We start from the raw sequence: 24,120 nt of genomic DNA on the forward strand, positions 1-24,120 counted from the left end.
TTCAGGAGGGTTCATGCCCGAAGGCGATTCCGTCTATCGTGCCACCGCTCGGTTGCATCATGCCCTGGCCGGCCACAAGCTACTACGCAGTGACTTTCGAGTTCCTCAGTTAGCCACCACGGATCTGAAAGACTATACGATTGACGCGGTCCGCCCGCGAGGCAAACACCTGCTGATGCGCCTAGTCCCACCTGCCGGTAGCGATTTTCAGCCGGTGACGCTACATTCTCATTTATTAATGGAGGGCCGTTGGGATGTGTATTCTCCTGCCGAGCGTTGGAAACGTCCAGCGCATACGGCCCGAGTAGTTCTCTATACCGAATATGCCACCGCCGTCGGTTTTGATATTGCTCAGGTGGATTTGATTCCTACCGACCAAGAGCAAGACCTAGTCGACCACCTTGGACCGGATCTGTTAGGCGCTGATTGGGATTCTAAGCAGGCGAGAAAGAACCTATTGGCTGACCCCGAGCGAAGCATTGGCGACGCATTGTTGGACCAACGTTTGCTGGCCGGAATCGGTAACGTATACCGCTGTGAAGTGCTGTTTCTAGCCAGGACCCACCCGTTGACGCCGGTAGGTAGGGTCAAGAATTTAGCGCGGATTGTTGAGCTCTCCCACCGGCTGCTACAGGTTAACAAAGATCGTGGCAAACGGGTCACTACCGGGGATCCGCACAGCAGAGAGCCGCTGTGGGTTTATGGGCGTGCAGCAAAACCGTGTCTACGCTGCGGAACTAAAATTCAGCTGTTTAAACTTGCCGCACAGAATACCGGGCTAGAACGAGACTGCTATTACTGCCCCGCGTGCCAGGAAATGAAAGAATAGCCCTTATGGCTATGCTCTCCCCACTCCCGGTACGTAACGGCGTCAATGCAACACGTTTGCGTGTGCCCAAGGTTGGGCCATGGGACACCGTCGCAGACTACCTGCTGGAACGCTTCGGCCATGTGGATCCGGACGGTCTCATGCGCCGCTTTGACGAGCAGGAAATCGTTGGTCTCGGTGGGGTTCCACTGAACATCAACACCACACTGGGAGAACACGAGTTCATTTGGTATTACCGGTCATTGCCGGCAGAAACTCCGATCCCCTTTGAAGCAAAAATCTTGCATCAAGATGAACACCTTATAGCCTTGGATAAACCGCATTTTTTGCCTTCCACTCCCGGAGGTCGGTTCATCCAGGAATCCGCGTTGGTCCGCCTGCGAAACCAAGTAGGGAACCCGGATCTGGTTCCCATGCACCGATTGGATCGTGCCACCGCCGGCGTGATCTTGTTCGCGGCAAACCCGCAAACTCGCGGCGCCTATCAACTGCTTTTTGAAAATCGGAAGATCTCCAAAAAATATCAGGCGGTCGTTGCTCTAGAACCTGGGACAGGCCTAGAGACCGGTCGGGTGCTCGAAGCTAATGGAGAACACCCCAACGTCCGCACTGCCCAAGAATTAAATGCGCTGTTGCAGTCAATGCCTTTGGTCTTTGAAAACCGGATGGCCAAGCTTAAGGGCCAACTTCGTTCCTCGGTTGAAGAGGGCGTACCCAACGCACAAACCAAAATTTCTTTGGGGGCCATCGGCACTAGCAAGGGTCACCATACGGGCCTGAAGGTAGCCATGATGGATCTGGACCCGCTCTCCGGCAAAACCCACCAGTTACGTGTCCATCTAGCTTCTCTGGGGCTGGGGATCATCAATGATGCGTTTTATCCGCGACTGTGGGATTTGGCTCCCGATGACTACTCTCGCCCATTACAGCTGCTGGCCCACACAATTTCTTTTACCGACCCACTCACCGGAAAACCGCGTAGTTTCAGCTCGCAACAACGCCTAATAGAAGCGCCATAGACCAAGCCCTTCTTCTAAAAGCCAGTGGATTATCCTAGGCTGTTGCACACACCTGACGAGTAGCGTCAGGGGTCTTGAAGCACACAGCTAAGGACGGTAACCGATGGCAGAGCCGCAGCCCACCGAGAATTTACGTTCGCTAGTGGACTCAGCCCAACAGGCTATTGCCGCCGCCTCACAAAAGCAGAGCCTGCAATTGCCCTACGCCGCTCCTGACCGTCGTCCAAATCCTGCAGTAGAAACCTTTGACAAGGTTCGTTCCGGACTGTTTGGACTAGCCGCAGTCCTCTTACTGATCACTTCCTTAAATGCTGCGCTGGATACCAGCTTTGGTTCCCGAACAAACATTTTGGACACCTCGCAAATTTTGGCATTCATCTGGCCAGCCATTGCGGTGCTGATGATCGCCAGCGCCATTTATTCGGTGTTGCCGCATCAGCTTTCCTCACGGAGGCAACGAGCCATCACCGTCTATGGCCTCTCCGCCGCAGCGTTGATGGCCTGTGCACTGACCTTTACCGCCGGTTTTTTGCTTTGGCCAGGAGCGATACTTGCAACTTTGGCTACCGGCTTCGGGTTGTATGGGATGCTCCAAATGAATCTACATACCGCGCGTAATCATTTAGAGCGCATTGCCACCGATCTACCCGTGAGCTTATTCAGTGGTTTTTCGCTGGTATTCACCGTGCAACTGTGGCTCTCCGCCGCCGGTTGGAACAGCTCGGGACACTTACTGGGGATCAGTATCGTAAGTGTTGTGGTGACACTGCTGGCGGCAGCATTCGCGCAGACAGAACGCGGCCGTCACGCCTTCGCCGCGGGTTTCGGCCTCGGCATGTTATCGGCCGCGTTCAGTGCTTGGCGCCAAGAAAGCGCACCTCTATGGTTTGCCGCGTTATTGGTCTTCATGGCAATAATCGTCTTTATCTGTGCCGAAAGCCGACGGTTCCACATAGCTCACGCAGAACATCGAATCCAGCGTGGGCTACGCGCCGAAGCTTAACGTGGGGCCATCCGAATGGCACCATCGAGTCGGATCGTTTCACCGTTGAGCATTGGGTTGGCAACAATGTGCGCCACTAGATCCGCGTACTCGTCGGGACGTCCCAGCCTAGACGGATGAGGCACCTGTGCGCCCAACGAATCCTGAGCCGCTTGCGGTAGTCCATCCATCATGGGCGTGTGGAAGATTCCCGGTGCTATAGTCATCACTCGAATTTGGTGAGCTGCCAGTTCGCGAGCCAAAGGCAGCGTCATTGCGGCCACCGCACCCTTCGAAGCAGCATAGGCGGGCTGACCAATCTGACCATCAAAAGCGGCCACCGACGCGGTATTGATTATCACTCCGCGTTCACTGGTGCCGTTTGCGTCGACAACCGCTTCGCTGTGCGCCATAGCTTCAGCCGCCAGACGCACCACGTTAAAGGTACCGGTGACGTTAATTTCCAAGACCTTAGCGAATTTCTGCAGTGGAATAACGCCCTCGCGTCCGAGCACCTTTCCTGGAGTGGCGACTCCTGCGCAGTTCACCACGGTTCTCAGGTGTCCGAGTTCGGTGGCTCGTTGCACCGCGGCGGCCACATCTTCTGCTTGGGTCACATCAGCAGGAACATAGCGAACATTTGCAGCAATCTGTGCCGCAATTTCATCACCATCTTCACGAGGAAGATCCAGCACCACCACGTGCGTGGCACTCTCGGCAAGTTTTTGTGCTGTAGCTCGTCCCAGACCGGATAGTCCTCCGGTGACGAGCGCGACGGTATCTCGCAGTTCCATCAAATCCCCTTTTGAGCGTTGTTGACGTGAAATTTAGCCTAACCTTCGCGAGGAGATTTGAGAAGTATCCGTTAGTTGAGATGGCAAAACGCCGAAGCCATCGTTGGATCCCTAACGGTTGCACAAGATCCTCAACAACTACCGGCGCATACCCCAGCCCTCAGGTTAACCAAAAAAATTGGCGGTCAGAAGTTTACCTTCCGACCACCAATTACATGTTTAGGCGAGTTTTGCGCGAACAAGCGTTGAAAGAGTTTTACCATCGTAGCGACCAGCGACCTGAGCGTTGATTAGCTTCATTGCGGAGCCCATATCTTTCATCGTCAGCTCACGTTCGGCAGACAACTCAGCCATCACCGAATCAACAATCGAACGAGCCTCATCATCACTCAAAGCTTGAGGTAAATATCCTTCAAGGAACGTTGCCTCAGCTATTTCAGCCGCAGCTCGATCGGAGATCCCCTTGTCGGTGTAGGTCTTCGCGGTTTCATGGCGATTAGCAACCTGTTTGCGGATGAGCGTTTCCACCTCCGCGTCGTTCAGTTCCGTAGGAGTCTTGCCAGACTTTTCACGAGTTTCAATTTCGCCCAAGACATTGCGCAAGGTGGTCAGTTCCATCTTGTTACCTGCCTTCAGCTGCGTGATACTGTCTGTTCGAAGCTGCTCTTTGAGTGACATTTTCTTTCCTATTCCTCAGAGTGTGACGCCGGTGTATACGTCAACACTATTCCTGTTCATCAGGTATTTTGGTACTGCCATTCAAACTCGTTCCTGAGGTACGAGCGAGCTCCAGCACTAAACACCTAAACTGCCCGCTTGAATGAGCTTGGCCGCTTTTTCATCAAGCCAGACTGTCCCAGTGGCGTCTAGGATACCTAGCATTTGTTCAGACGGAAATGGCCAGCAGTTTCCGGAAAACCCGGAATCCGATGGCCATTGGCACCGCCATAAAAACTGAATTAGTGCATTGCCGGAGCGTTTTCAGGCTCCTGAGCCGCAAGCTCTTTTTTGCCACCCATCAGGAACCCGATGACCAGGATTCCCACGCCGCAAGCAGCTCCCACGAAGAAACCAGGAGCGAATCCCTCCACCGTTGCGACAAGCTCGTCGCTTCCGGCAGCAAGCTTTGAAGCTGTGGTCGCAGCAACCACGCCGACTACCAACGCGGTACCCATCGCGCCACCGAGTTGCTGCAAGGTTGAGAGCAGGGCCGAACCATGGGAGTGCAAGTGGTGTGGCAGTGGGTTGAGCGCCGTGGTGAAGGCCGGGGTGAAGATCAGTGCCATACCTAGGCTCATCGCCAGGTGCAGCACTACCAATAGCCAGATTGGCGTGGTGGAATCCAGAATCAATGCATAGGCAAATAACACCGCGGTGAGTACCAGCGCACCGGGAACTACCAGTGGACGAGGACCAACTTTGTCATACATTCTGCCGACAAATGGAGCCAGAATACCCATCAACAAGCCTCCAGGAAGCATGACCAGTCCGGTAGTCAGAGTCTCCATTCCAAGCACATTGGTGAAGAACATTGGAAGCAGAATGATTACGCCGAATAATGCCACCATCGCAAACATCATCAGCACCAGCGACAGCGTGAAATCGCGGTAGGTCAGTGGGCGCAGGTCCAATAGCGCTTTATCTTCGCGCTGCAATCGGCCCTGCAAGAATGCGAATGCTGCCAGGCACAACACCGCAAGAATAAGGATTCCCACATTTAGTGCCGAGGCGCCACCGGCAGACAACCGGCTCAGCCCGAAGACTAGGCCACCGAAGCCGGGTACCGCCAATAAGATTGAAAGCCCGGACAATGGGGTCTTTGCCTGCCCGGATTCATTACCCAATCGTGGGGTGCCGATAACCAGCGCCAGGATAGCAATTGGGATGATCACGATGAACATGAAACGCCAGGACAGGTACTGCAGAATCAAACCGGACAGCGTCGGGCCAATGGCTGGTGCCACGGAAATGACGATGGAGACGTTGCCCATCAGTACGCCACGTCGTGCTGGCGGAACCAGATCAAGAATCGTGGTCATCAGCAATGGCATCATCACCGCGGTACCGCAGGCTTGGATGACGCGGGCTACCAGCAGTACTCCGAAACCTGGCGCCAACGCGGCCAGTGTGGTGCCTAAGGCGAACATGCCCATCGCCAAGAGGAAAACCTTGCGGGTGCTCAGCACCTGCAAGAGGAAACCTGTCATTGGAATGACTACGGCCATGGTGAGCATGAAGATAGTTGCCAGCCACTGGATCGCGTCAGCGGTGACATCAAATTCGACCATCAGCACAGGCAGTGCCACATTCATGATGGTCTCGTTGAGGATGACCACGAAGCTAGATACGATCAGTACCGCAATCGTGGTGAAATTCTTTTTGCTCAAGCGCTCTGGGGCGTTCGTCAAGGCAGGACACTGCTTCCGAGAGAAGTCGGGGGAGAGAAGCCGCCAAATTTGATGAGACGACTCAACTAATCCTACAGTTCACACTTTTTACGCACTAGAGCGGGTGCTGCGCATTGGCAGTGAATTACGCAACACAGCGCCAAGTTCACCACACACAAGCAATTATGTATGAAGATGGTTCTATGAATGTGCGTACGCCCGACCCATATCCAGGCTGGCTCAACGAAGAAGACCTCTACGAAGCCCGCCAACGTCTTCCGATGCTCTATGTTGAGGCTATCCCCGTGCGCCTCGATCCACTGGGCTATGTCAACGAGGTGGGCCTGCTACTGACCGGGGATGAGTCCGGGCAGATGTTACGCACCTTCGTTTCCGGCCGTGTGATGTACCGAGAAACGATTCGGGCGGCGTTGATCCGTCACATTGAAAAGGATCTGGGCACCATGGTGCTCCCCCAGCTCCCAGCGTCTCCGGTACCTTTCACCGTTGCTGAGTATTTCCCCTCGCCCAGTGAAACTGGACTGACTGACGACCGTCAGCATGCCGTAGCGATGTGCTATATCGTTCCGGTACGTGGTGAATCAACTCCGCGTCAAGACGCCCTCGAACTGACTTGGCTCTCCCCCGCCGAAGCGCTGAGCGAAGACATTCAAGGTGAGTTCGCCGGGGGTCGAGAAAATATTCTCCGACAGGCATTAGCCCATGTCGGAATCAATATTTAAGTAGATCATTATTAACCCTGCTCGGAAACACCTAGGCGCGGGCGCATGCGCTTGCCGAACCAGCTACCAACGAGCACACCAAGGATGCCCACCGCGGAACCGATGACCGTTTCAACTACACGGTCATACATCACCGCGGTGGACAACCCGGTGATCAGACTGGTGCCTACCAGAGCCAGTGGGGTAATAAATACCTGAGCAAGGAAGTAGTTGCGCATTACCAGCATTTCGGCCAAGAACTGAAATAGCCCAATGAAGACCACGAGGATCCACATGGCTGGGTTCAGCACGATAAGCAGCGCGATGAGCAGCATGCCCGCCAACGTGCCGAGCACACGGTGTACGCCGCGACGTACGCGCAGAGCCGTAGTGTGCCCTGCCAACGGCACCACAGCGGCGACCATTGCCCAATAATTGTGGCCAGCTTCAAGTTGACTACCGACAATATTCGCTAATGCGCCAGCTACGCCGGCGGTGAGCACATAGAACAAACCCTCCCACCAGATCGCCTTGCGTACGTTATCTGACAGCGGTGGCACGGGTGTGCGTTTCCACAGACTTGACCACTGACCCAAGGCCCCACTGGCGCCAATGAACAGCGCCAACAAAATCGTAGCTGCCGCAGCAAACATGGCTTCGCCAAAGGGCGCCGGCTTAGCAATCGAGGCAATTGCGGCGAAGGCGAAGATGTGAAACAGAGAGCCGCCTGGACGCAACCGCAGATATCCCGTAATTACGGAGCAGATACCGGCTACCAACGTGGTGGCTCCGACAATCTGCCAGGCCTTGAACTCGGGGTTATCGTGGTCGATCCAGAAAGTGGAGGCACACAGCGCCAACCCAATCACGACGAAGAAGAGCAATCCGGAACGGCTCTGCATGCGCAACCGATTCCAGTACCCATCAACACGACCGTAAACGCCGGTGAACGCACCAAAGACCACAAAGACCATCAGGTCTAACCGGTTGATGAGGAGTAAAAAAATCAGTGGCGCGAAGACGCCGATACCTGTGCGTAGACCGATCCAGTGATCTTTCCGAGCAGGACCCAAGGTCACCAAGGAACGTGCGGATTCCTTAAAATTTTGGAAATTCACTAGATCCTTCCGTCGTTTACGACACAGTGCCGTTAACAGTATTATTCGTCTTTGACCAAGTCGAACGCTAGGTTTTGGCTCACTTTTGGGCTGTCGTTTTCCTCACCCGGCACCTGATACGGCACACTGGTTACGTGTCCGAGAAGAACTTTAACCCCAGCACCCCGCATTCCCGCCAAGCCGAGTTCGGTTTTGAGGTGGGTACACGCCTGACCTCTCCGGAGGGTGAGCCGATGTTGGGCCGTACCGGCGTGATCAATACCCCGCATGGTCAAATCAAAACCCCTGCCTTTATTGCGGTCGGCACCAAAGCCACCGTCAAGGCGCTAACCCCGGTACAGGTTGAAGAGCTCGGCGCGCAAGCGGTGCTTGCCAATGCATACCACCTCTACTTGCAGCCCGGTTCCGACATCCTCGACGAAGCCGGTGGCCTAGGCAAGTTCATGAGCTGGGAAGGTCCTACCTTCACCGATTCCGGTGGTTTCCAGGTAATGAGCCTCGGGTCGGGTTTCAAGAAGGTCATCGATATGAAATCCGTGGACCAATCTGGCCCGGATGACGCGGTTGCTCCAGGCAAAGAACGCCTAGCAAATGTTGATGATGATGGGGTCTGGTTCAAGTCCCACCTTGATGGCAGCAAACACCGTTTCTCCCCAGAAATTTCGATGAACGTCCAGCACCAGATTGGTGCCGACATCATGTTCGCTTTTGACGAGCTGACCACCTTACAGAACTCCCGCGGTTATCAGGTGGAGTCCTTGGAACGCACCCGATTGTGGGCTCAACGTTGCATTGCTGAGCATTTTTCCCTGACCGATTCACGTGCGGGCAAAAAGTACCAAGCTCTGTTTGGTGTGATTCAAGGTGCTCAATATGAAGACCTGCGCCGTAAGGCCTGCCAAGATCTCGGGGCAATGGCTTTTGACGGTTTCGGTATTGGCGGCGCCCTAGAGAAAGAAAACCTTGGCACCATCGTGGGGTGGTGTTCCGAAGAACTTCCGGAAAACAAGCCACGCCACCTGTTGGGAATTTCCGAGCCAGATGACATTTTTACGGCTATCGAAAATGGCGCAGACACTTTTGATTGTGTTTCTCCCACTCGTGTGGCCCGGAACTCCGCCTTCTACACGCCACACGGACGGTTTAATCTCTCCGGTGCCCGGTACAAGCGCGATTTCACCCCGTTGGTTGAAGACTGCTCCTGCTACACCTGCCAGAACTTCACTCGCGCCTACATTCACCACCTGCACAAGTCCAAAGAACTGCTCAGCCACACGCTCATTTCGATCCACAACGAGCACTTCACTGTCAGCTTGGTAGATTCGGCACGCAACGCTATTGAAGACGGTAGCTTCTTCGAGCTGAAGGCAAAGGTCATGTCGGAGTACTACGCCGGCAACCCCGATCCACAAGGACTGCCTGCCTAACTTTTAACTGCATTCTTTGATAACGGCGGGTATCGATGAAATTTAGTAATCATCGATACCCGCCGTTGCGCTTTATTGGCCGTTAGTTACCGGATGTGAGGTTGCTGATTCACCGGCTCGTCGCAGCGCCGCGTAGCCCGGGTAAGCGCACAGCAATCCGAACGCCCAGATTCCCCATGGCACGGTTGAGACTGGTGTTAGCAACAGTAGGATCAGGGGCAGCCCCGAGGCTACCGCTTGGAGGAAATACCTGAGTTCGATAAGCATCAGCGAACCGGTGTTTATCTCATTGCTGGCACCAAGAATCAGTGCTTCCCAGTCACGTTCTCCACGCGTGGCTCGGCCCCAGGCAGCAGCACTCGTACCGCTGGCGGCCACCAATACGCCAAGGACCCAAAATCCAAGGTTCGCTGTGGGGATCATGCCTAGTGCTAACGGAAGCAACGAACAGATGCTCAAAATTACGAGAATCATGCAGAGCGTGAATCCAATGGCCGGGCGGACTAAGGCGGTGCGCGGCTGGCTCAACATCTGTGCCAGCCCTGGCGCGCTGGCCAGTGGGCGGTTCAACCGGCCGAAGCTCTCCGTCAGCACCCATAACAGCAACACAAAAAATCCGGTCACTGCCAGTGGGTTAGCGATGGAACGTACCGCTAAAACCAGTGCGACAGTCAGCAATACCAAGTTTCCTGGTGCACGCCAATATCCTCCGCGCAGATATCGCAATAGAAGAATCTGGAGAACCACTGGCAGGTGGCGCAACGGCCGATGCCAAGAATTTCTTGATCGGGGACCTACGGATTCTGTAGCCGGTAGCATCCCGCTCAATTCCGTTTGAGCCAAAGAACCGACAAGCTCATTCTGTTTCTGCCCCGCCAGTCGTAGGCTATTGGCCTTCACTTGGTCTATTTTGCGCGTTGCCTGCCAAATAACTATGGTTGCCAGCAGCAGTGCCCCCACGCAGCCAGAGGCCCAGAAACCTGGGTCAAAGGCCAGGTCTCCAAGCAGCCCATAAGCACCTTGGGCCCATGCGTTCTCAGTTAGTAACAGGCTCCACGAAATGCTCAGTCCCATAGCAAAGAGCGTCAAGAGCAGACGGCAGATTCTGCGTACTACCCGCGCCTGCGCAGCTATTTGCGCATGAGTTGCAATCGCGCTGAGCAAAGTTCCCGTCACGGCGAAGAAAACGAAACCAAAGAAGAACACCTGAACTTCAAAACGACCAGAAAGAGTAAAGAGGCCTGCCAGCCACAAGATTCCGATAAAGCTGTTGAGCAGAGCGCCGAGGATGAGTGCATTATAAAATGAACGTTTTCGTATCCCTCTGAGATCCACCGCTAGTGGTAACCACCAGGCGGCTTTGTCGGGCCGCAGACCACAGGGGCCCAGATATAATAGTCCCCTAAAACAACTCAGCAGCATGACTGGGAGTAGGGCCACCGTCAGTTCCTGTAAATCCCAGACGGCGCTGGGCAGTCGCGTTGCATTTCCCGCTGCACCTTGCAGCGCGAAGATCACCCCGGAAAGTGCGCTAAACAAATAGACCAGTGCGACAACCGCTAACAGCACCCAGATATACCCATCGGAGAATGCGTCGATGCGGGCTGAGCGATCCCGAAGTTTCTTGACTGTGCGGATCAGTTCTCTGGGGTCATAGGTTTGTTCTACCTCGGAGGCTCGTTTAGCGTTCAAGCCACAACGCCCCTGACTGCGCGTCAATCGTTTGCACCTGATCGCCATCCAAAAGCACTACTTCGTCAAGACATTCACGAATCAGCTGGGGGTCGTGGGTAACCACGAGCAGGGTTACCTGTTTGGCACGCAATTGACGAAGCCTTCGATAGAGCTTAGTTCGAATGCGCTGGTCTAGCCGTTGCTCCGGTTCATCCAAGATGAGTAAGCTCGCCGGGCGGATCAAGGCGGCCGCCAACAGTAGTTTGCGCCGTTGGCCAGACGATAACTCCTGAGGTAGATGCTGCGTCACTTCAGTGAGTTCAAAAAATTCTAGCTCGTTGTCGACCGCTGCCTGCCACGCTTTGATCCGATGACCACGGGCCACCATTTCAAGATGTTCAGCCACCGTCAATTCTTCAAAAAACACACCGTCGGTGACCTGGACGGCGACTGCCTGACGAAACCGCGCCGAACCTTCATCGAAGGGGGAACCACAATAAATGACAGTCCCGGAAACCGCTGGTTGCAGTCCTAACACGGTTCGAATGAGGCTCGATTTACCGCTCCCGTTTGGACCGATAATCCCCAACCCGGCTCCGGTTTGCACGGAGAAACTAATTGGTTCACAAAGAGCCTGCCCTGCATAGCCAATCAGCAGTTCGTCGGTTTCGATTTGCCTGTCGCCTGAGCTCATTTATTTAGCTTAGCGAGCACGAGGTTACTTGGCTGACATCCTAACTGCTGATTGAAAATCGAGTTTAGACACCTGGTGCGGGTGCTGCATAACTTGGTTCACGCTTCTTGAACCAACGAATTACTAGCGAAGTGACCGGTACAAAGATGATTTCCACCGCCGTCTTGTAGACGAATCCGACCACTACATAGTTGATGAAGTTAGGCATATCGGTGATTCCGATGACAGGTGCCGCCACGGCACAAAAAATCAAGGTATCAAGGAATTCTCCGACACCACTTGACCCGATGAGCCTGCCTACCAGTCCACGTTCGCCAAATCGTTGCTTCATACGGACCAAGACCCACGAGTTGGCCAGCTGTCCGACGAGAAAGCCCAAGCCTGATGCCAGAACAATCTGCCAGATAGGTCCTAGCGTACGTTCGAGAGCTTCTTGCCCGTCGTAAAATTCGGCCGACGGCAACTGAATCATGATCCAAAAGGCGAACACCGCAAAGAACGCTAGTACAAACGTGACCAGGATAGACCACCTAGCAGCTTTGAGCCCATAGACTTCCGAAATCACATCGCCAAGAATGTAGGCCAGGGGAAAAAGGAAGAAACCGCCATCGGTGATGAACGGCCCGATAGTCACGCCCTTTGAGGCTCCGATATTGGAGAGTATGACTATGGCGCCCATGAGCGCGAGCACTGCAGAAAAATATGGAGATCCGGCGCTGGCAAATATCGCTTTGGAGGCTCGGGTACTTATTGGTTTGGCGTTCGGTTCGCCCATAAAAATTTCCTCGTTAAAAGTGGTTCGCCAAGACTCCGCATGGACCGACACCTGATTAATCAACAATAGTTTGCTGACCTGTCATGATGTGCCGGAGCGCTGTCCCGCTGTATTAGCACTTACCTAGTAAGTATCCCATGAAGACCTCAACCCACTCCAGTGACCTACTTCACGGTAACTAGGTTTATTGAAGCACAAAATACTTAATCTTCCATCTCACCTTGCATTCTTCAAAATATGAATTCGAGGAAAGAAAATTGGTCGTGACTCGACCCGCATCATTTGCAGCAAATTGGAGAGCTTTTTGAACGCGTTCAATATTTAGATACACTCAATAGAGTATGGGAACTCTTAGCCAGCCAACTCCACTGAATCAGCCACGCACCGGCAAAGGACAACAAACCAAAGCCAAACTACTGCGCACGGCTTTGGACGCGTTTGCCGAAGACGGATATCAGGCCGCCAGCATGCGTGCTATCGCGCTGCGTGCCGGAGTTTCACTTTCACACGCTTATTACTACTTCGGGTCAAAAGAAGACATAGTTCTTGAACTGCTCATCGCGCTGCGGACCGAGCAATTTGAGTTATGCAGTGCACAACTCGACGAAGGCAACACCTTAGAGACGAATATCCGCATTGCCTTCGACGCCAGCGTGCAGGTGATGGAGAAATACCACGATTTCGGGCCATCCTTTCTCAAGGTTTTACTCTCAAGAGACCTCGAAAATAGCGAACTCACACAGATCGAGATGACTTTATGGGAAAGCGTTGTTGTTCGAGCACGTCCGCTTCCCCCGCTGGCAATCCGGCGTGATTTACCCCGATTTCTCTGGCTGCTGTCACGGCAGATCTTTTCGACTTGGGCCTACGACAGTTCTCCCAATCAGCGCCGTTCACGTGCGCTGATGCGCAGCATAGCCCCGGTTATTGGCAAATTCGCCATCCTCTGCCGACTGCCGGTAGTACGTTCGCTCTTTGAAGATGTGCTCTCGTTAATGGATTCAGGTGCGAGTTCCATACAGGATCGAACGACCTCGACCGGTGAATCTGCCTATGAACACCGGTCCAGCAAAGCCAAAGCCTCTTAGCTACCATTTCCGTAGGCGCACAGGGGTCTTTCCAGCTACCCGCCCCTTGCGCAATAGACCCTGCGCTAGCTCACGATAAGTACCTATCAGCACGCGGGCTTCGCCGTTGCATATTCACGATCTTTAAGGCGTAAAGTCGAAGGTACCGATCCATTATTTTCAAGGTGTTTAGGAGCTAATGTCACTATGAGCGGAAACGCGACTCCCCTGCCGCAGTGGACCGAGAGTTATGCCCTGCTCCGCGATCGCATTGCCACATTCCCGAGTACCGGTCAGCTACGCTCCGTTGACATCAATGGTGAAGACCCGGAACTTTTACGTTATTGGCCGACCAGCGGTTGGAGCCCAAGTAGCGAGTACCGTCGTCTGATCTTGCTCGGGGCACCAAATACGGAGGTTGCAGAATCGCTTAAAGCGGCAGGCTGGAATGAAACTTCCGCGATGAATCTGCTGGCTGCAAAACCAGATGATGTTGAGCAGGTAGTTAAACTCGCGGAAACCTCAAGCGTTTTTGAAGCGCCCATGGACAATTACGACGTCGTGGAAGTCGCTGAATTCGACCGCCCGGTAGCCCGTGGACGCATGCATTACGGATCAACTTATGGGCTACTTTCAGACCCTGATTTGCAGGCGCCAACCAATCCGGACTTGGTACGTCGTGCGGTACTGGCAAACTTTGCCGGGGCTGCCTACAGTCACGGCTTGCCGTGGATTTTGCTTGTTGCTAGTGCGGACCAGCTGGGTTCGATGACCGAGGGCTGGTCAAAAGCTACTAGTATCAGCATCTGGCAGCAAAGCTAAACACCAATACATTCCGTACTATCTTCAAATGGGACTATGACTACTTCATCAAATACCTCAGGCCCAGCCCTGACCTTGACTATTGCCGGTTCGGAAGCAACCGGAGGCGCCGGGGCGCAAGCAGATCTGAAAACCTTTCAGGAGCTCGGCACCTTCGGCATTGTTGCGCTGACATGCATCGTTTCCTTTGATCCAAAGGACTCTTGGAACCACCGCTTCGTTCCAGTAGATCAGCAGGTCATCGCAGATCAGCTCGAAGCCATTCAGACCTGTTACGAAGGTCAGCTTGGCACTGTCAAGCTCGGCATGATGGGCTCGCCAGCCACGATCAACACCGTCGCCACCGCGTTGCAGTCCCAGAAATGGAACAACGTACTTCTTGACCCAGTGTTGATCTGTAAGGGTCAGGAGCCAGGCCATGCGTTAGATACTGACCAGGCCCTGAAATCGACGTTGCTTCCATTGGCTAGTTTCGTCACCCCGAATCACTTCGAAGCCGAACAGCTCTCCGGGCTTTCGATCGATAACGAGGATGACCTCATTGCCGCTGCCAAGAAAATCCATGAGATTTCGGGGGCAGCCGTACTCGCCAAGGGCGGCGTACGCATTGCCGGCGAGGACGCTATTGACGTCTTCTACGACGGAACCACGCTCGAAGTACTCCGTGAGAAAAAGATCGGCGAAGTTGCTGTGTCCGGAGCCGGCTGCTCACTGGCCGCCGCGGTTACCGCCGAATTAGCGAAGGGCGCAACTCCGTTGGAAGCTGCACGCACCGCGAAAGCCTTTGTCACCGAGGGTATCCGAAACCGCGTCTCAGGAAACACCCCCTTTGACGCGCTATGGCAGGGCGGCCGGCGCTAAGGCGCCTGGCACCGCAAGCGACAAAGGCCACATCCGGTTGGGTGTGGCCTTTGTTATGATTAAAAGATCACGACTCCAGAGTTAACTCTGGAGCTCACACTGTCAAGACGTTGTGTGCCCGGGCACGCGGTAGGGAGGTCGGCTATGCAAGCCACTTTGACACCTGCCCCGTTCGTCCCCTCGACGGACGGGTAGCTTCCAAAGTTCCACTGCCAACGCCGCCGGCGTTGCTGGTGCTTATTTGTGCTACCTTCTGTGAATTCGTTGCTGATGGGACATTCTTCTTCCACACAACTTTCCTGCGCCCTGAGTGCGCGCAGCACATTTTAAGGACCTGCCTTGCAGCCACTGACAGAAAAAACCATTCGCTCCGCCTTCGTTAATGCCTCTCGCAGTGAGACGAAGAAGCTAACGTTGCCAGAAAATTTTGCGACGTTGGACTGGGAAAACCTTGAGTACCTTGGATGGCGCGATCCCAAAATGCCACAGCGTGGTTATCTTGTCCACAGCAACGCTGCTGGCCAAACGCGGGCGCTATTGCTGCGTTCAGCAGATGGGACACGAAAGCGTAGCAGCCTGGCCATGTGCGACATGTGCCGAGACGTGAATATTCCTTGTTACGTCGGGGTGTTCAGCACCCGGCGGGCAGGCCAACCAGGACGCGACGGTGACACCTTGGGCACCATGATTTGCTCCAACTTTGAATGCTCAACCAATGTGCGCATTCCACCTCCAAAGAACGCGATTTACCCTGACCCGATGGTAGTTGTTGCCGAACGTATCGAACTGCTCGACGAAAGAGTGAACAGTTTTATCGGCCGTGTTTAACCGCCACTTCAGTTAGCTGATTTAAGTTCATTTAGCGGGCGCAGCATGCTCTAGCGGAGTATGTGGCGCCCGCTATTTCTAAATTCACGACCCCGCCCCGCGATCTCTGCGCACATTTGAACGCGACTAAGCAATGAAACCATTACCCACTGGTAACAATCGATTAAAAATATCTAAAAAGTCCTCGACCACTAGGTGCTGAGTAGGCGCTGTTTTGCTTGGTGATTCGCGGTTTTGAATATGAAGCAAGTGCAGAATACTTTTCTTTCCCAAAGATCACTATTCAATAACCCCTTGATATATGACGTGGGTCACCTAAGATTCCACAGTAGGAGACTCGGCGTTTTAGCGGACGTCGGCTCCGGTCATCACTCAATACGCACCTTCATGCTGTGAGTGGAAACCGTTGCATCTTCACATGAAAGCATCCCGCTTTCAGCTCAGCTAGGAGAATCATGGTCACTCGGCGCAATCCACGATTGCCGCGGCTCATCTTGGGCTCAGCCACCGCTTTAGCGTTGGCTGTCACAATGACAGGCCCGGCATCAGCTGCCAACATCCCCCAACCGTCCGACGGTGAAAATGCAGCCTCACTGCCCATCGTCAAAAGCCAGACACTTTCAGGACTAAAAGTCAGCGGGCAACTAGCCAAGGCCACCGGCGAGGTCTCGGTATTCGTTCAGCTCGAAGGCGACGGCGCATACAAAGAGGTCAAAAAGTCCGGTAAGAAAAAAGACAAGGACAAGGTTAAATCTGTCCGTGCCCAGGTTAAGTCCAAGGGTAAAGAGCTGGCCAAGGAAGCTAAATCCGAGGTTATCTACACAACTTCCAACGCATTGAGAGGCGTTGCACTCACCGGTGATGCCAAAGAGCTCCGTGCGCTAGCCGAACGTACAGATGTCGCGAAGATCAGCGCCATCGTGCCCAAGTCTCCTTCTAACCGCGGTGCGGTCATTGACACCGAAGCGTTGGACGCATGGACCGCGCTAGATACTACCGGTGAAGGCGTGAAGATCGCAGTGCTCGATACGGGCATTGACTACACCCACTCAGGCTTTGGTGGACCAGGCACCATTGAGGGCTACAAGAAGGCGCAGGCTTCCAAAGAACTGCCTACCGCGGATTCCGGATTGATTGACAGCAAGAAGTTCATTGGTGGCTGGGATCTTGTCGGCGACGACTACAACGCTGACCCCGACGCCCCGGATTACCAGCCAGTCCCTAACCCAGACCCGAATCCACTGGACTGCGAAGCTGCAGGTCACGGTTCGCACGTTGCAGGCTCGGCGGCCGGCTACGGCGTTAACGCCGACGGTTCCACCTTCACAGGTGACTACTCCTCACTGACCGCCGATGAAGTCGCCAAAATGAAGGTTGGCCCGGGCACCGCTCCCGAAGCTCAACTAATTGGTATCCGCGTCTTCGGTTGCGGTGGTTCATCCTCGGTGGTGGGGCAGGCACTGGACTACGTGCTTGATCCAAACGGTGACGGAGATTTCTCTGACCGCGCCGATGTGGTCAACATGTCCCTCGGCTCGGATCATTCACCGGTTCAAGACCCAGAAAATGACATTGTCGATGCCCTTTCTGAAGCTGGAATCCTTTCGGTCATCGCTTCGGGTAACGCTGGTGATGTCACCGACGTTGGCGGCTCACCTGGTAACTCTCGTTCCTCGTTGACCGTCGCAAACACCGTGGGATCCCAGGTCACCTTGGATAAGGTCCAAGTAGATGCGCCTGACGATGTTGCCGGTACCGCCGCAGGCCAGTACTCGTCAAACTTCAATTACACTTCTGCTGACCCGGCCGACTTGAGCGGTGACGTAGTAATGGCTCCGGCCAACAACGCTTTTGGTTGTACAGAATTTGAATCAGGTTCGCTGGAAGGCAAGTGGGTTTGGCTGCAGTGGAGCGAAGACGGCGAGTTCCCTTGTGGATCCGGCGCACGCTTCAACAACGCCGAAGCCGCCGGTGCCACCGGTGTCCTGTTAGATGCTGAAACTAACCTCTTTGATGCTGGCATCGCAGGCAACGCGAATATCCCAGGTGCACAGTTCACCTTGGACTACTCGAATAAGCTACGCCCAGCCGCCGAGGCAGGAGACCTGAAAGTCACCTTAGATGCTTCCTTCGTTGGCGCTGCTTCCGGCGAATCAGGCGTCAAGGACACCTTAAATTCGTCCTCCTCACGAGGCGTGCACGGCTCTAACGGCGTAGTAAAGCCCGACGTTGCAGCACCTGGCACGCAGATCGGCTCGGTTGGCGTTGGAACCGGTAACGGACCAGCGGTCATGTCCGGCACTTCGATGGCTACCCCAATGGTTGCCGGCGTGGCAGCACTGGTCATGCAGGGCAAGAACCTCACCGCAGCCGAAGCCAAGAGCACCATCATGAACACCGCAGCAGCGGATGTTTTTGCGGCTAATGGCGAGGCTTACGGTCCAAACCGTGTTGGCTCGGGCCGCGTCATGGCCAAGGCAGCACTTGATACCCCAGCCATTGCCTACGATTCGAAGGCAGCAGATCTGACCAGCGTGGTCTTCGGTGTCCTTGAAATTGACGGTAAGAAGAAATTCTCCGACACACGTTCAATCACCGTAGAGAACACCAGCGACAAGGCCCAGACCTACAAGGTCAACTACGTGCCTGCTACGCAGATTCCTGGCACCAGCTTTTCGTTAGATCGCAACAGCGTGCGCTTGGCACCAGGTGCCAAGACTCGGGTCAAGGTTACTCTGCAGGTGGATCCCAAGAAGTGGGTCAAGACTTTGGACCCAACTATGGAGACCGCCCAGCAGGGTCTGGCCCGCGCCTGGGTATCAGATGCTAGTGGCCGCGTTGAGTTGACCAGTTCAACGGCTCCCACCTTGCGTGTTCCAGTGCAGGCAGCACCTAAACTCGCAGCCGATATGACCGCTTCAGTCAAGAAGCTGAAGAAGGGTGCAAACACCACCGAGCTGAAACTCAAGGGTAAGGATATCCGTGTAGGCGAGGGGGCCACCTCGGTCACTTCCCTCCTGGGTGCCTTTGAACTTGGTGCTTCGAGCGAGCGCGGTCCTAAGTCGATGGACAGCGTTCCAGCAGCCCGCGCGATGGATTTGCAGCACGTTGGCGCAGCCAGCACCGCGCCGGTAACCGGTATGGCCGATGGACTACTGAACATCGGCATCTCCACCTGGGATAACTGGGCACACCTTGCCGGCGGTACCGAGTTGGACGTCAACATCGATACCAACGGTGACGGCAAAGCCGACTTCGTGACCTTCACGACCGCACTTGACGGAATCGACCTTGACCTAGCAGCCACCTTCGACCTGACGACCGGTGCACAGGTAGACCTGCAGCCAGTCAATGGAGTGCTCGGAGATGTTGATACCAACAGCTTCGACACCAACGTAGCGATCCTGCCGGTATCACTTGCCGCACTGGGACTGGATGAGACTTCAGCCGAAATCTCTTACAGTGTTTCGAGCTACTCCTGGTACCACACCAACGATCAGGGCGCGATGATCCCCGTGGATCAGACCGACTGGGTCAAGTTCAACGTTGCCGAACCTCAGGTTGATTTTGGGGCTCAGGGCACCGTCTTCACCGATCTGAAGGGCACCAACATTCCGGTGACCGTGGCAGATCCATCCGTTGCCTCCAAGGCACTGCTGCTGCACCTGCACAACAGCACCGGAAAGCTCGGAAAGAAGAAGAACGAGACCGGCGACCGCGCACAGGTCTTGGACATCACCAAGGGTGATAAGAAAGGCAAAGGAAAAGGCTAATCTTTCCTGAGCTCAGCGTCTGCGTGTAAGCGTGCAGACCAAAAAGCTAGACCCGGGCGTTCCCTAGCGAGTAGGGATCCGCCCGGGTCTTCTCTTTGCCCAAAATAGCTTTATCCGGCAACAAGCCAGACAAAATTTATGAGTTCTCGCGAAGCTTCTCGGCCAGAATCAGCGTTGCCGCCTCGCGGACCTGCGCCGCCAGCTTGTCATCTTTTGCTGCCTGCTTTGCTAGGGCGCTCGCCATGGTCAGCGACTTATTCTCATCCACGCATAAAGGCATCGTGCCTCCGGCTTGAACAAATTTAATCGCACGTTGTCCTACCGGCACCGCGGAAACCTGTTTCGCATCACACAGATCATCGGAGATGATCAAGCGTTCATACCCTAAGTCTTCACGCAGCAGGCCGGTGATGATTTTCTTTGAAAAAGGTGCATCATTGTCTTTATCCAGTTGCGTATATTTGGCGTTTGAAATCATGATCCACGCGAGGTCCTGCTCAATGGCGGCCTTAAAAGGTTCTAGATCGGTGCTTTCTGCCCCGATTTTTGTGTCGGTAACCTGGGCATGGGTATCGGTGTTCAGGCTTACTCTGCCCAATCCCGGGAAGTGTTTGACTACCGGGTGCACTCCGGCATCTCTGAGTTCTTGGTTCACTACCAAAATCGCGGACGCAACATCCGCGGAATTATCGGCGTACTGCCGTCCAAATTTCCCGATAGGTGCGTTGCCCGTGCCCAAACTCTGTGGCACCACGTCGGCTACCGGGGCAAGGTTGACGTTGATCCCGGCCTCGGACAACTCAGTACCGAGCGTGGAAATATTCGACCGTAGTTTTTTCTTGGACCAAGTACCCTGTTCTAATGCGGTGGGTAGCTTGGTGAATCCGGTCCCTTGAAGCACCCGGACAAAGCCACCTTCTTGGTCGGTGGCTACCCAGACAGGTAGTCCATCGGGAACGTTGGTTTCCAAACCTTCGTGGAGTTTGCGCACACTGCCAGAAATCTTGGAGTGCGAGAGCTGCGACCTGCCACGAAGAAAAGCATTAGAGATTCCCGACTTCTTCAGCGAAGCGATGTGTGCCGCTGAGGCGCCGTCTGCCGAGACACCCGCCATGACCAAGCTCCGCGCCTGTTCAGATAGGCTCATCGAGTCGGCGAGCGCCACCGCTTGCTGTTGTAGTTCAGCTTCCGGGTCCGTTTGTGTGGGGCTGGCCGAGCTGGCTGTAGCCGAAGGCTCAATAGCCGATCCGGAGCTCGAGGGGTTTGGTGAACTGGGCTGAGTTGGCCCGGCAGTACTCGGAGTAGGCTGTTCCGCGTTTTCTGCGGGGGCCGTACAACCACTAAGTAGAAGTGTGCCGAGCAAGCTCAGCCCCACCGTTCGACGCAGCACAGTAGACATGAGAGTTATTGTGTCACCAAAACCTTCATGCTTGCACGGTAAAGAGCTCGTCCCAGTCACTGGTATAGCGCGGAGACATATGTTCGCGTTTCATAGACCATTCCGGTGCCTTGGCCAGGCCGGCGCTGCCCAGGCCAATAGCTTTTGCGCCAAACCGTTGGGAGACCTGCTGCACGACATCACTGACGTTGACTTTTTCGCAGTCTTCAGCGGATGTTGAGCCGAGTAGTCCTAGGTCTAGCTCATCGGCTCCGGGGTGTTCGCTCAGCCCGGAGAGGATCACTCCCCCACGGACGTAGTCGATACCTGGCTCCATCAACTCGTTCATCGCTGCTACCGCGATCTTCGTCAGCACAATGGGATCTCGGGTGGGTCTGACTAGACGTATTTGGGCGCTAGGGAATGATGCGGCCGAGGTAGCAAAGCGGCTGGTTCCGGCTGTCACCGTGAGCAAACTAGCGTAACGACCTTCACTGGCCAGACGGCTTGCTGCTTTCTGTGCGTAAATGGACATCACCTGATCCATCGCTTCACGTGTTCGCACAGGGGTGGAGAAGGAACGGGTGAACATTACCTGGCCTTTATCCGAACGCTCTTCCACCGGCCCGATACAGCGTTGCCCGTTGAGCTCCATCACCGTGCGTTGCAATACTACAGAGAACTTCTTGCGGATGAGCTGCGGGTCGGTGGCCTTGAGTTGGGCGATGCTTTGAACGCCCATCCCAGTCAATTTTTGACCGGTCTTTTTGCCCACACCCCACACATCTGTGGCGGGAACCTGCGACATGATTCTGGATACCAGCGCCGGCTCCATCAACTGTTCAATGCACACTCCGTCCATAGACGGATTGTGTTTGGCGATGTGGTTAGAGAATTTAGCAAGGGTTTTAAACCATAGATTATTGCGTTAAATGCAACTGGCTAGGTATGTATTGATGACCAATAGCGCCTGCCGGAGATAGGGGACGTCCGCAACTACAGCTTAGCCAATGAAAGATCGAATTGACCATTGATATTTGTTGCATCTATTCATACAATCAGGAATTAGATGCAACATTTTTTGGACGTCAGCAACCTCCGGCAAGTGCTATCGCTCGATTCCGGAACCGCGGCCCTTCATCCCGATGAAGCGGTCTACGAATCGATGCTCGGTTCTTGGGAGCAACAACAACGAAGCCGAAGCCTAGCCGAAGCCACCATTGAGGGCCGAACCTCAACCGTCAGGCATTTCACAGACTACGCAGGCTCCTACCCGTGGAAGTGGCAAGCGTCAGATATGGACGAATACACCAGCCACATGCGTTCAAAACGCCTCGCAATCTCAACGATCAGACAACGACAAGGAATCCTGCAGGTATTCTGCAGCTACTTGATCAGTCCTGACTACGACTGGGTCGAAATTTGCGAAGCCCAGTTCGGAGAAACACCTTCGCAAATCTGCCTACCGTGGAACACCACAAAGCACGTCGCAGATTACGAAGGTCTCCCCGCCAAGCGAGCGCTGACCTTCGATGAGATAGAGATGTTGTTCAACTACGCCGACTCCCGAGTTGAAACTGCCATCAGGGATGGTCGTAAGGGCGCGTTGGCGGCTCTTCGAGACGCACAAATGTTCAAGACGGCCTACGCTTTCGGGCTGCGAAGGGCCGAACTGCGCGGCTTGGACATCCATGACCTTCACGCAAACGCACGCGTTCCTCAATGGGGACAGTACGCTGCCCTGCACGTTCGATGGGGAAAATCGAGCAAAGGAAGTACGCCGAAGCGTCGGACAGTCTTGCTCATCCCGGAACTCTCTTGGTGGATAGATGGAATGCAGCAGTGGGTTGGCGAGGGCCGCGCACTATTTGCGCCTGGGGAACTTCCGGCGCTGTGGCCAACCGAAAGGAAAACCCGAGTGTCGCTTGAATACATTGACCGACGGTTTACGGCGCTCCGGCGCGAAGCCGGTCTCGACCCCGCCCTGACGTTGCATTGTCTGCGTCATTCTTATGTCACCCACCTAATCGAGTACGGTTACGCAGACCGATTTGTCCAAGAGCAGGTTGGCCATCAACATTCCTCAACGACGGCCATCTATACCTCCGTCAGCGGCGACTACAAGAACCGAATACTTGCGGACGCACTGAGCCGCTTCAACACCCTGGAGGTACCGTGACCAAGCGAGTTGAGACCGTGTGGAACCTGCGTCGTCTGATGGCCGATCAGGGTCTATTCAAGACCACCGAGCTGATTCCCATGCTTGAGGAATTCGGCGTCAACCTCTCCCGGGAGCAGGTTTTCAGGCTGGTGACCCAGACACCCGAGCGAGCGAATCTGAGCTTCATCGGGGCCGTGTGCGCCGCGCTGAATTGCACAGTCTCGGACCTGATCGAGGTTCGAGTCGTGGACGAGAAGGCCGTCGTGAACGCCGTCGAACCATCCCGCGGTTCCATCGGGAACCTGCGACCGGTGCCCGCACGGATCCATCGCCCGCCACTAACACCGCAGGGCAAATGAGTAAGCCAATTCAGGAACCAAAGCTTGTCCTCGACAGCATCGTGTCGGCGTGTAAAGAACAGCTTCCCGAGCTCCCCGAACCAATACTCATCGCAGCAGCGACCAGCGCAGGAGGCCCGCATGCTCGTACCTGGCTTGCAAAAGAACTAGCTTCAAAGCCCGACTTGCTCATTTCGGGCCGCTCAGACGCATCGCCGACAGCCTATCGTCTCATCAAAAACCTACGGGCAAGGGGTTTCGAGGACATCCAGCTGCCACGGTGCTCCACCTGCGGACGTGCCCAGAAGCTTCCCCACAGGGACGGGAACGGAGGGAAACGATGCGCTACCTGCAATCGTCGCGCGACTACCCCTGACTGCACTACCTGTGGCAATGTCACTAAGAGCGGATACCGAATAATCGACGACGCACCCTACTGCGTAAGCTGCTGGAGAAGAGATCCCCGTAGCC

The 24,120-nt window shown here is 54.8% G+C and carries 21 protein-coding genes; 12 read left to right on the top strand and 9 right to left on the bottom strand.

The window, feature by feature from the left end:
* Positions 1-13 precede the first annotated feature (13 nt).
* The 3 genes from IEX04_RS16520 (at position 14) to IEX04_RS16530 (ending at position 2,851) form a co-directional block, all read left to right on the top strand.
* Complete coding sequence (locus IEX04_RS16520; protein ID WP_188687234.1) at positions 14-829, top strand: DNA-formamidopyrimidine glycosylase family protein; 816 nt, start codon at positions 14-16, stop codon at positions 827-829.
* 11 nt (positions 830-840) lie between these two features.
* Complete coding sequence (locus IEX04_RS16525) at positions 841-1,848, top strand: pseudouridine synthase (protein ID WP_188687284.1); 1,008 nt, start codon at positions 841-843, stop codon at positions 1,846-1,848.
* 103 nt (positions 1,849-1,951) lie between these two features.
* Positions 1,952-2,851 (top strand): TspO-related membrane protein, encoded by a 900-nt coding sequence (locus IEX04_RS16530; RefSeq protein WP_188687235.1) that lies wholly within the window; start codon positions 1,952-1,954, stop codon positions 2,849-2,851.
* Here the strand turns inward: IEX04_RS16530 and IEX04_RS16535 are convergent.
* The 3 genes from IEX04_RS16535 to IEX04_RS16545 form a co-directional block, all read right to left on the bottom strand.
* Positions 2,848-3,624, bottom strand: a complete 777-nt coding sequence (locus tag IEX04_RS16535; protein ID WP_188687236.1) for an SDR family NAD(P)-dependent oxidoreductase — start codon at positions 3,622-3,624, stop codon at positions 2,848-2,850. The genes IEX04_RS16530 and IEX04_RS16535 overlap by 4 nt on opposite strands.
* A 219-nt stretch (positions 3,625-3,843) precedes the next feature.
* On the bottom strand, positions 3,844-4,302 hold the full coding sequence (locus IEX04_RS16540; RefSeq protein WP_188687237.1) for a GatB/YqeY domain-containing protein: 459 nt from the start codon (positions 4,300-4,302) through the stop codon (positions 3,844-3,846).
* 281 nt (positions 4,303-4,583) lie between these two features.
* Entirely contained in the window at positions 4,584-6,032 is a 1,449-nt protein-coding gene (locus IEX04_RS16545; RefSeq protein WP_096257540.1) for a DHA2 family efflux MFS transporter permease subunit, read from the bottom strand.
* Between the two features lie 182 nt (positions 6,033-6,214).
* Between IEX04_RS16545 and IEX04_RS16550 the strand changes: the two genes are divergently transcribed.
* Positions 6,215-6,754: an NUDIX hydrolase family protein gene (locus IEX04_RS16550; protein ID WP_096257539.1), complete on the top strand. Its 540-nt coding sequence runs from the start codon at positions 6,215-6,217 to the stop codon at positions 6,752-6,754.
* Positions 6,755-6,765: 11 nt separating this feature from the next.
* Here IEX04_RS16550 and IEX04_RS16555 read toward each other — a convergent pair whose 3' ends face one another.
* Positions 6,766-7,851, bottom strand: a complete 1,086-nt coding sequence (locus IEX04_RS16555) for an FUSC family protein (RefSeq protein WP_229677210.1) — start codon at positions 7,849-7,851, stop codon at positions 6,766-6,768.
* Between the two features lie 134 nt (positions 7,852-7,985).
* Between IEX04_RS16555 and tgt the strand changes: the two genes are divergently transcribed.
* The gene (tgt, locus tag IEX04_RS16560; RefSeq protein WP_188687238.1) at positions 7,986-9,278 is read left to right on the top strand and encodes a tRNA guanosine(34) transglycosylase Tgt; all 1,293 of its coding nucleotides are present in this window, start codon (positions 7,986-7,988) and stop codon (positions 9,276-9,278) included.
* Between the two features lie 72 nt (positions 9,279-9,350).
* On the opposite strand, the gene IEX04_RS16565 is transcribed toward tgt, so the two are convergent.
* The 3 genes from IEX04_RS16565 to IEX04_RS16575 form a co-directional block, all read right to left on the bottom strand.
* Positions 9,351-10,970 (bottom strand): hypothetical protein, encoded by a 1,620-nt coding sequence (locus tag IEX04_RS16565; RefSeq protein ID WP_188687239.1) that lies wholly within the window; start codon positions 10,968-10,970, stop codon positions 9,351-9,353.
* Positions 10,960-11,646 carry an ABC transporter ATP-binding protein gene (locus IEX04_RS16570; RefSeq protein ID WP_188687240.1) on the bottom strand — a complete coding sequence of 229 codons (687 nt, stop codon included), beginning with the start codon at positions 11,644-11,646 and terminating at the stop codon, positions 10,960-10,962. Before IEX04_RS16570 ends, IEX04_RS16565 begins: the two co-directional genes overlap by 11 nt.
* A 64-nt stretch (positions 11,647-11,710) precedes the next feature.
* Complete coding sequence (locus tag IEX04_RS16575; protein WP_096257535.1) at positions 11,711-12,421, bottom strand: queuosine precursor transporter; 711 nt, start codon at positions 12,419-12,421, stop codon at positions 11,711-11,713.
* Between the two features lie 341 nt (positions 12,422-12,762).
* Here IEX04_RS16575 and IEX04_RS16580 point away from each other — a divergent pair, with 341 nt between their 5' ends.
* The 5 genes from IEX04_RS16580 (at position 12,763) to IEX04_RS16600 (ending at position 19,772) form a co-directional block, all read left to right on the top strand.
* Positions 12,763-13,509 carry a TetR/AcrR family transcriptional regulator gene (locus IEX04_RS16580; RefSeq protein ID WP_188687241.1) on the top strand — a complete coding sequence of 249 codons (747 nt, stop codon included), beginning with the start codon at positions 12,763-12,765 and terminating at the stop codon, positions 13,507-13,509.
* A gap of 186 nt (positions 13,510-13,695) precedes the next feature.
* Entirely contained in the window at positions 13,696-14,310 is a 615-nt protein-coding gene (locus IEX04_RS16585) for a hypothetical protein (RefSeq protein WP_096257533.1), read from the top strand.
* A 36-nt stretch (positions 14,311-14,346) separates the two neighbouring features.
* On the top strand, positions 14,347-15,171 hold the full coding sequence (locus IEX04_RS16590) for a hydroxymethylpyrimidine/phosphomethylpyrimidine kinase (protein ID WP_096257532.1): 825 nt from the start codon (positions 14,347-14,349) through the stop codon (positions 15,169-15,171).
* 339 nt (positions 15,172-15,510) lie between these two features.
* Positions 15,511-15,999, top strand: a complete 489-nt coding sequence (locus IEX04_RS16595) for an FBP domain-containing protein (RefSeq protein WP_188687242.1) — start codon at positions 15,511-15,513, stop codon at positions 15,997-15,999.
* 455 nt (positions 16,000-16,454) lie between these two features.
* Positions 16,455-19,772 (top strand): S8 family peptidase, encoded by a 3,318-nt coding sequence (locus IEX04_RS16600; RefSeq protein ID WP_188687243.1) that lies wholly within the window; start codon positions 16,455-16,457, stop codon positions 19,770-19,772.
* A 136-nt stretch (positions 19,773-19,908) separates the two neighbouring features.
* On the opposite strand, the gene IEX04_RS16605 is transcribed toward IEX04_RS16600, so the two are convergent.
* Together IEX04_RS16605 and IEX04_RS16610 are read right to left on the bottom strand one after the other, a co-directional pair.
* Positions 19,909-21,171: a glycoside hydrolase family 3 N-terminal domain-containing protein gene (locus tag IEX04_RS16605; RefSeq protein WP_188687244.1), complete on the bottom strand. Its 1,263-nt coding sequence runs from the start codon at positions 21,169-21,171 to the stop codon at positions 19,909-19,911.
* A gap of 25 nt (positions 21,172-21,196) precedes the next feature.
* Entirely contained in the window at positions 21,197-21,958 is a 762-nt protein-coding gene (locus IEX04_RS16610) for a DUF4113 domain-containing protein (protein WP_229677211.1), read from the bottom strand.
* A 261-nt stretch (positions 21,959-22,219) separates the two neighbouring features.
* Between IEX04_RS16610 and IEX04_RS16615 the strand changes: the two genes are divergently transcribed.
* Together IEX04_RS16615 and IEX04_RS16620 are read left to right on the top strand one after the other, a co-directional pair.
* Positions 22,220-23,329 carry a tyrosine-type recombinase/integrase gene (locus tag IEX04_RS16615; protein ID WP_188687246.1) on the top strand — a complete coding sequence of 370 codons (1,110 nt, stop codon included), beginning with the start codon at positions 22,220-22,222 and terminating at the stop codon, positions 23,327-23,329.
* Positions 23,326-23,670, top strand: a complete 345-nt coding sequence (locus tag IEX04_RS16620) for a helix-turn-helix domain-containing protein (protein ID WP_188687247.1) — start codon at positions 23,326-23,328, stop codon at positions 23,668-23,670. The genes IEX04_RS16615 and IEX04_RS16620 overlap by 4 nt, the downstream gene beginning before the upstream one ends.
* The last annotated feature ends 450 nt before the right edge of the window (positions 23,671-24,120 follow it).

Origin of the sequence: Glutamicibacter ardleyensis, assembly GCF_014644555.1 — a bacterium.
Classification (GTDB): Bacteria; Actinomycetota; Actinomycetes; order Actinomycetales; family Micrococcaceae; genus Glutamicibacter; species Glutamicibacter bergerei.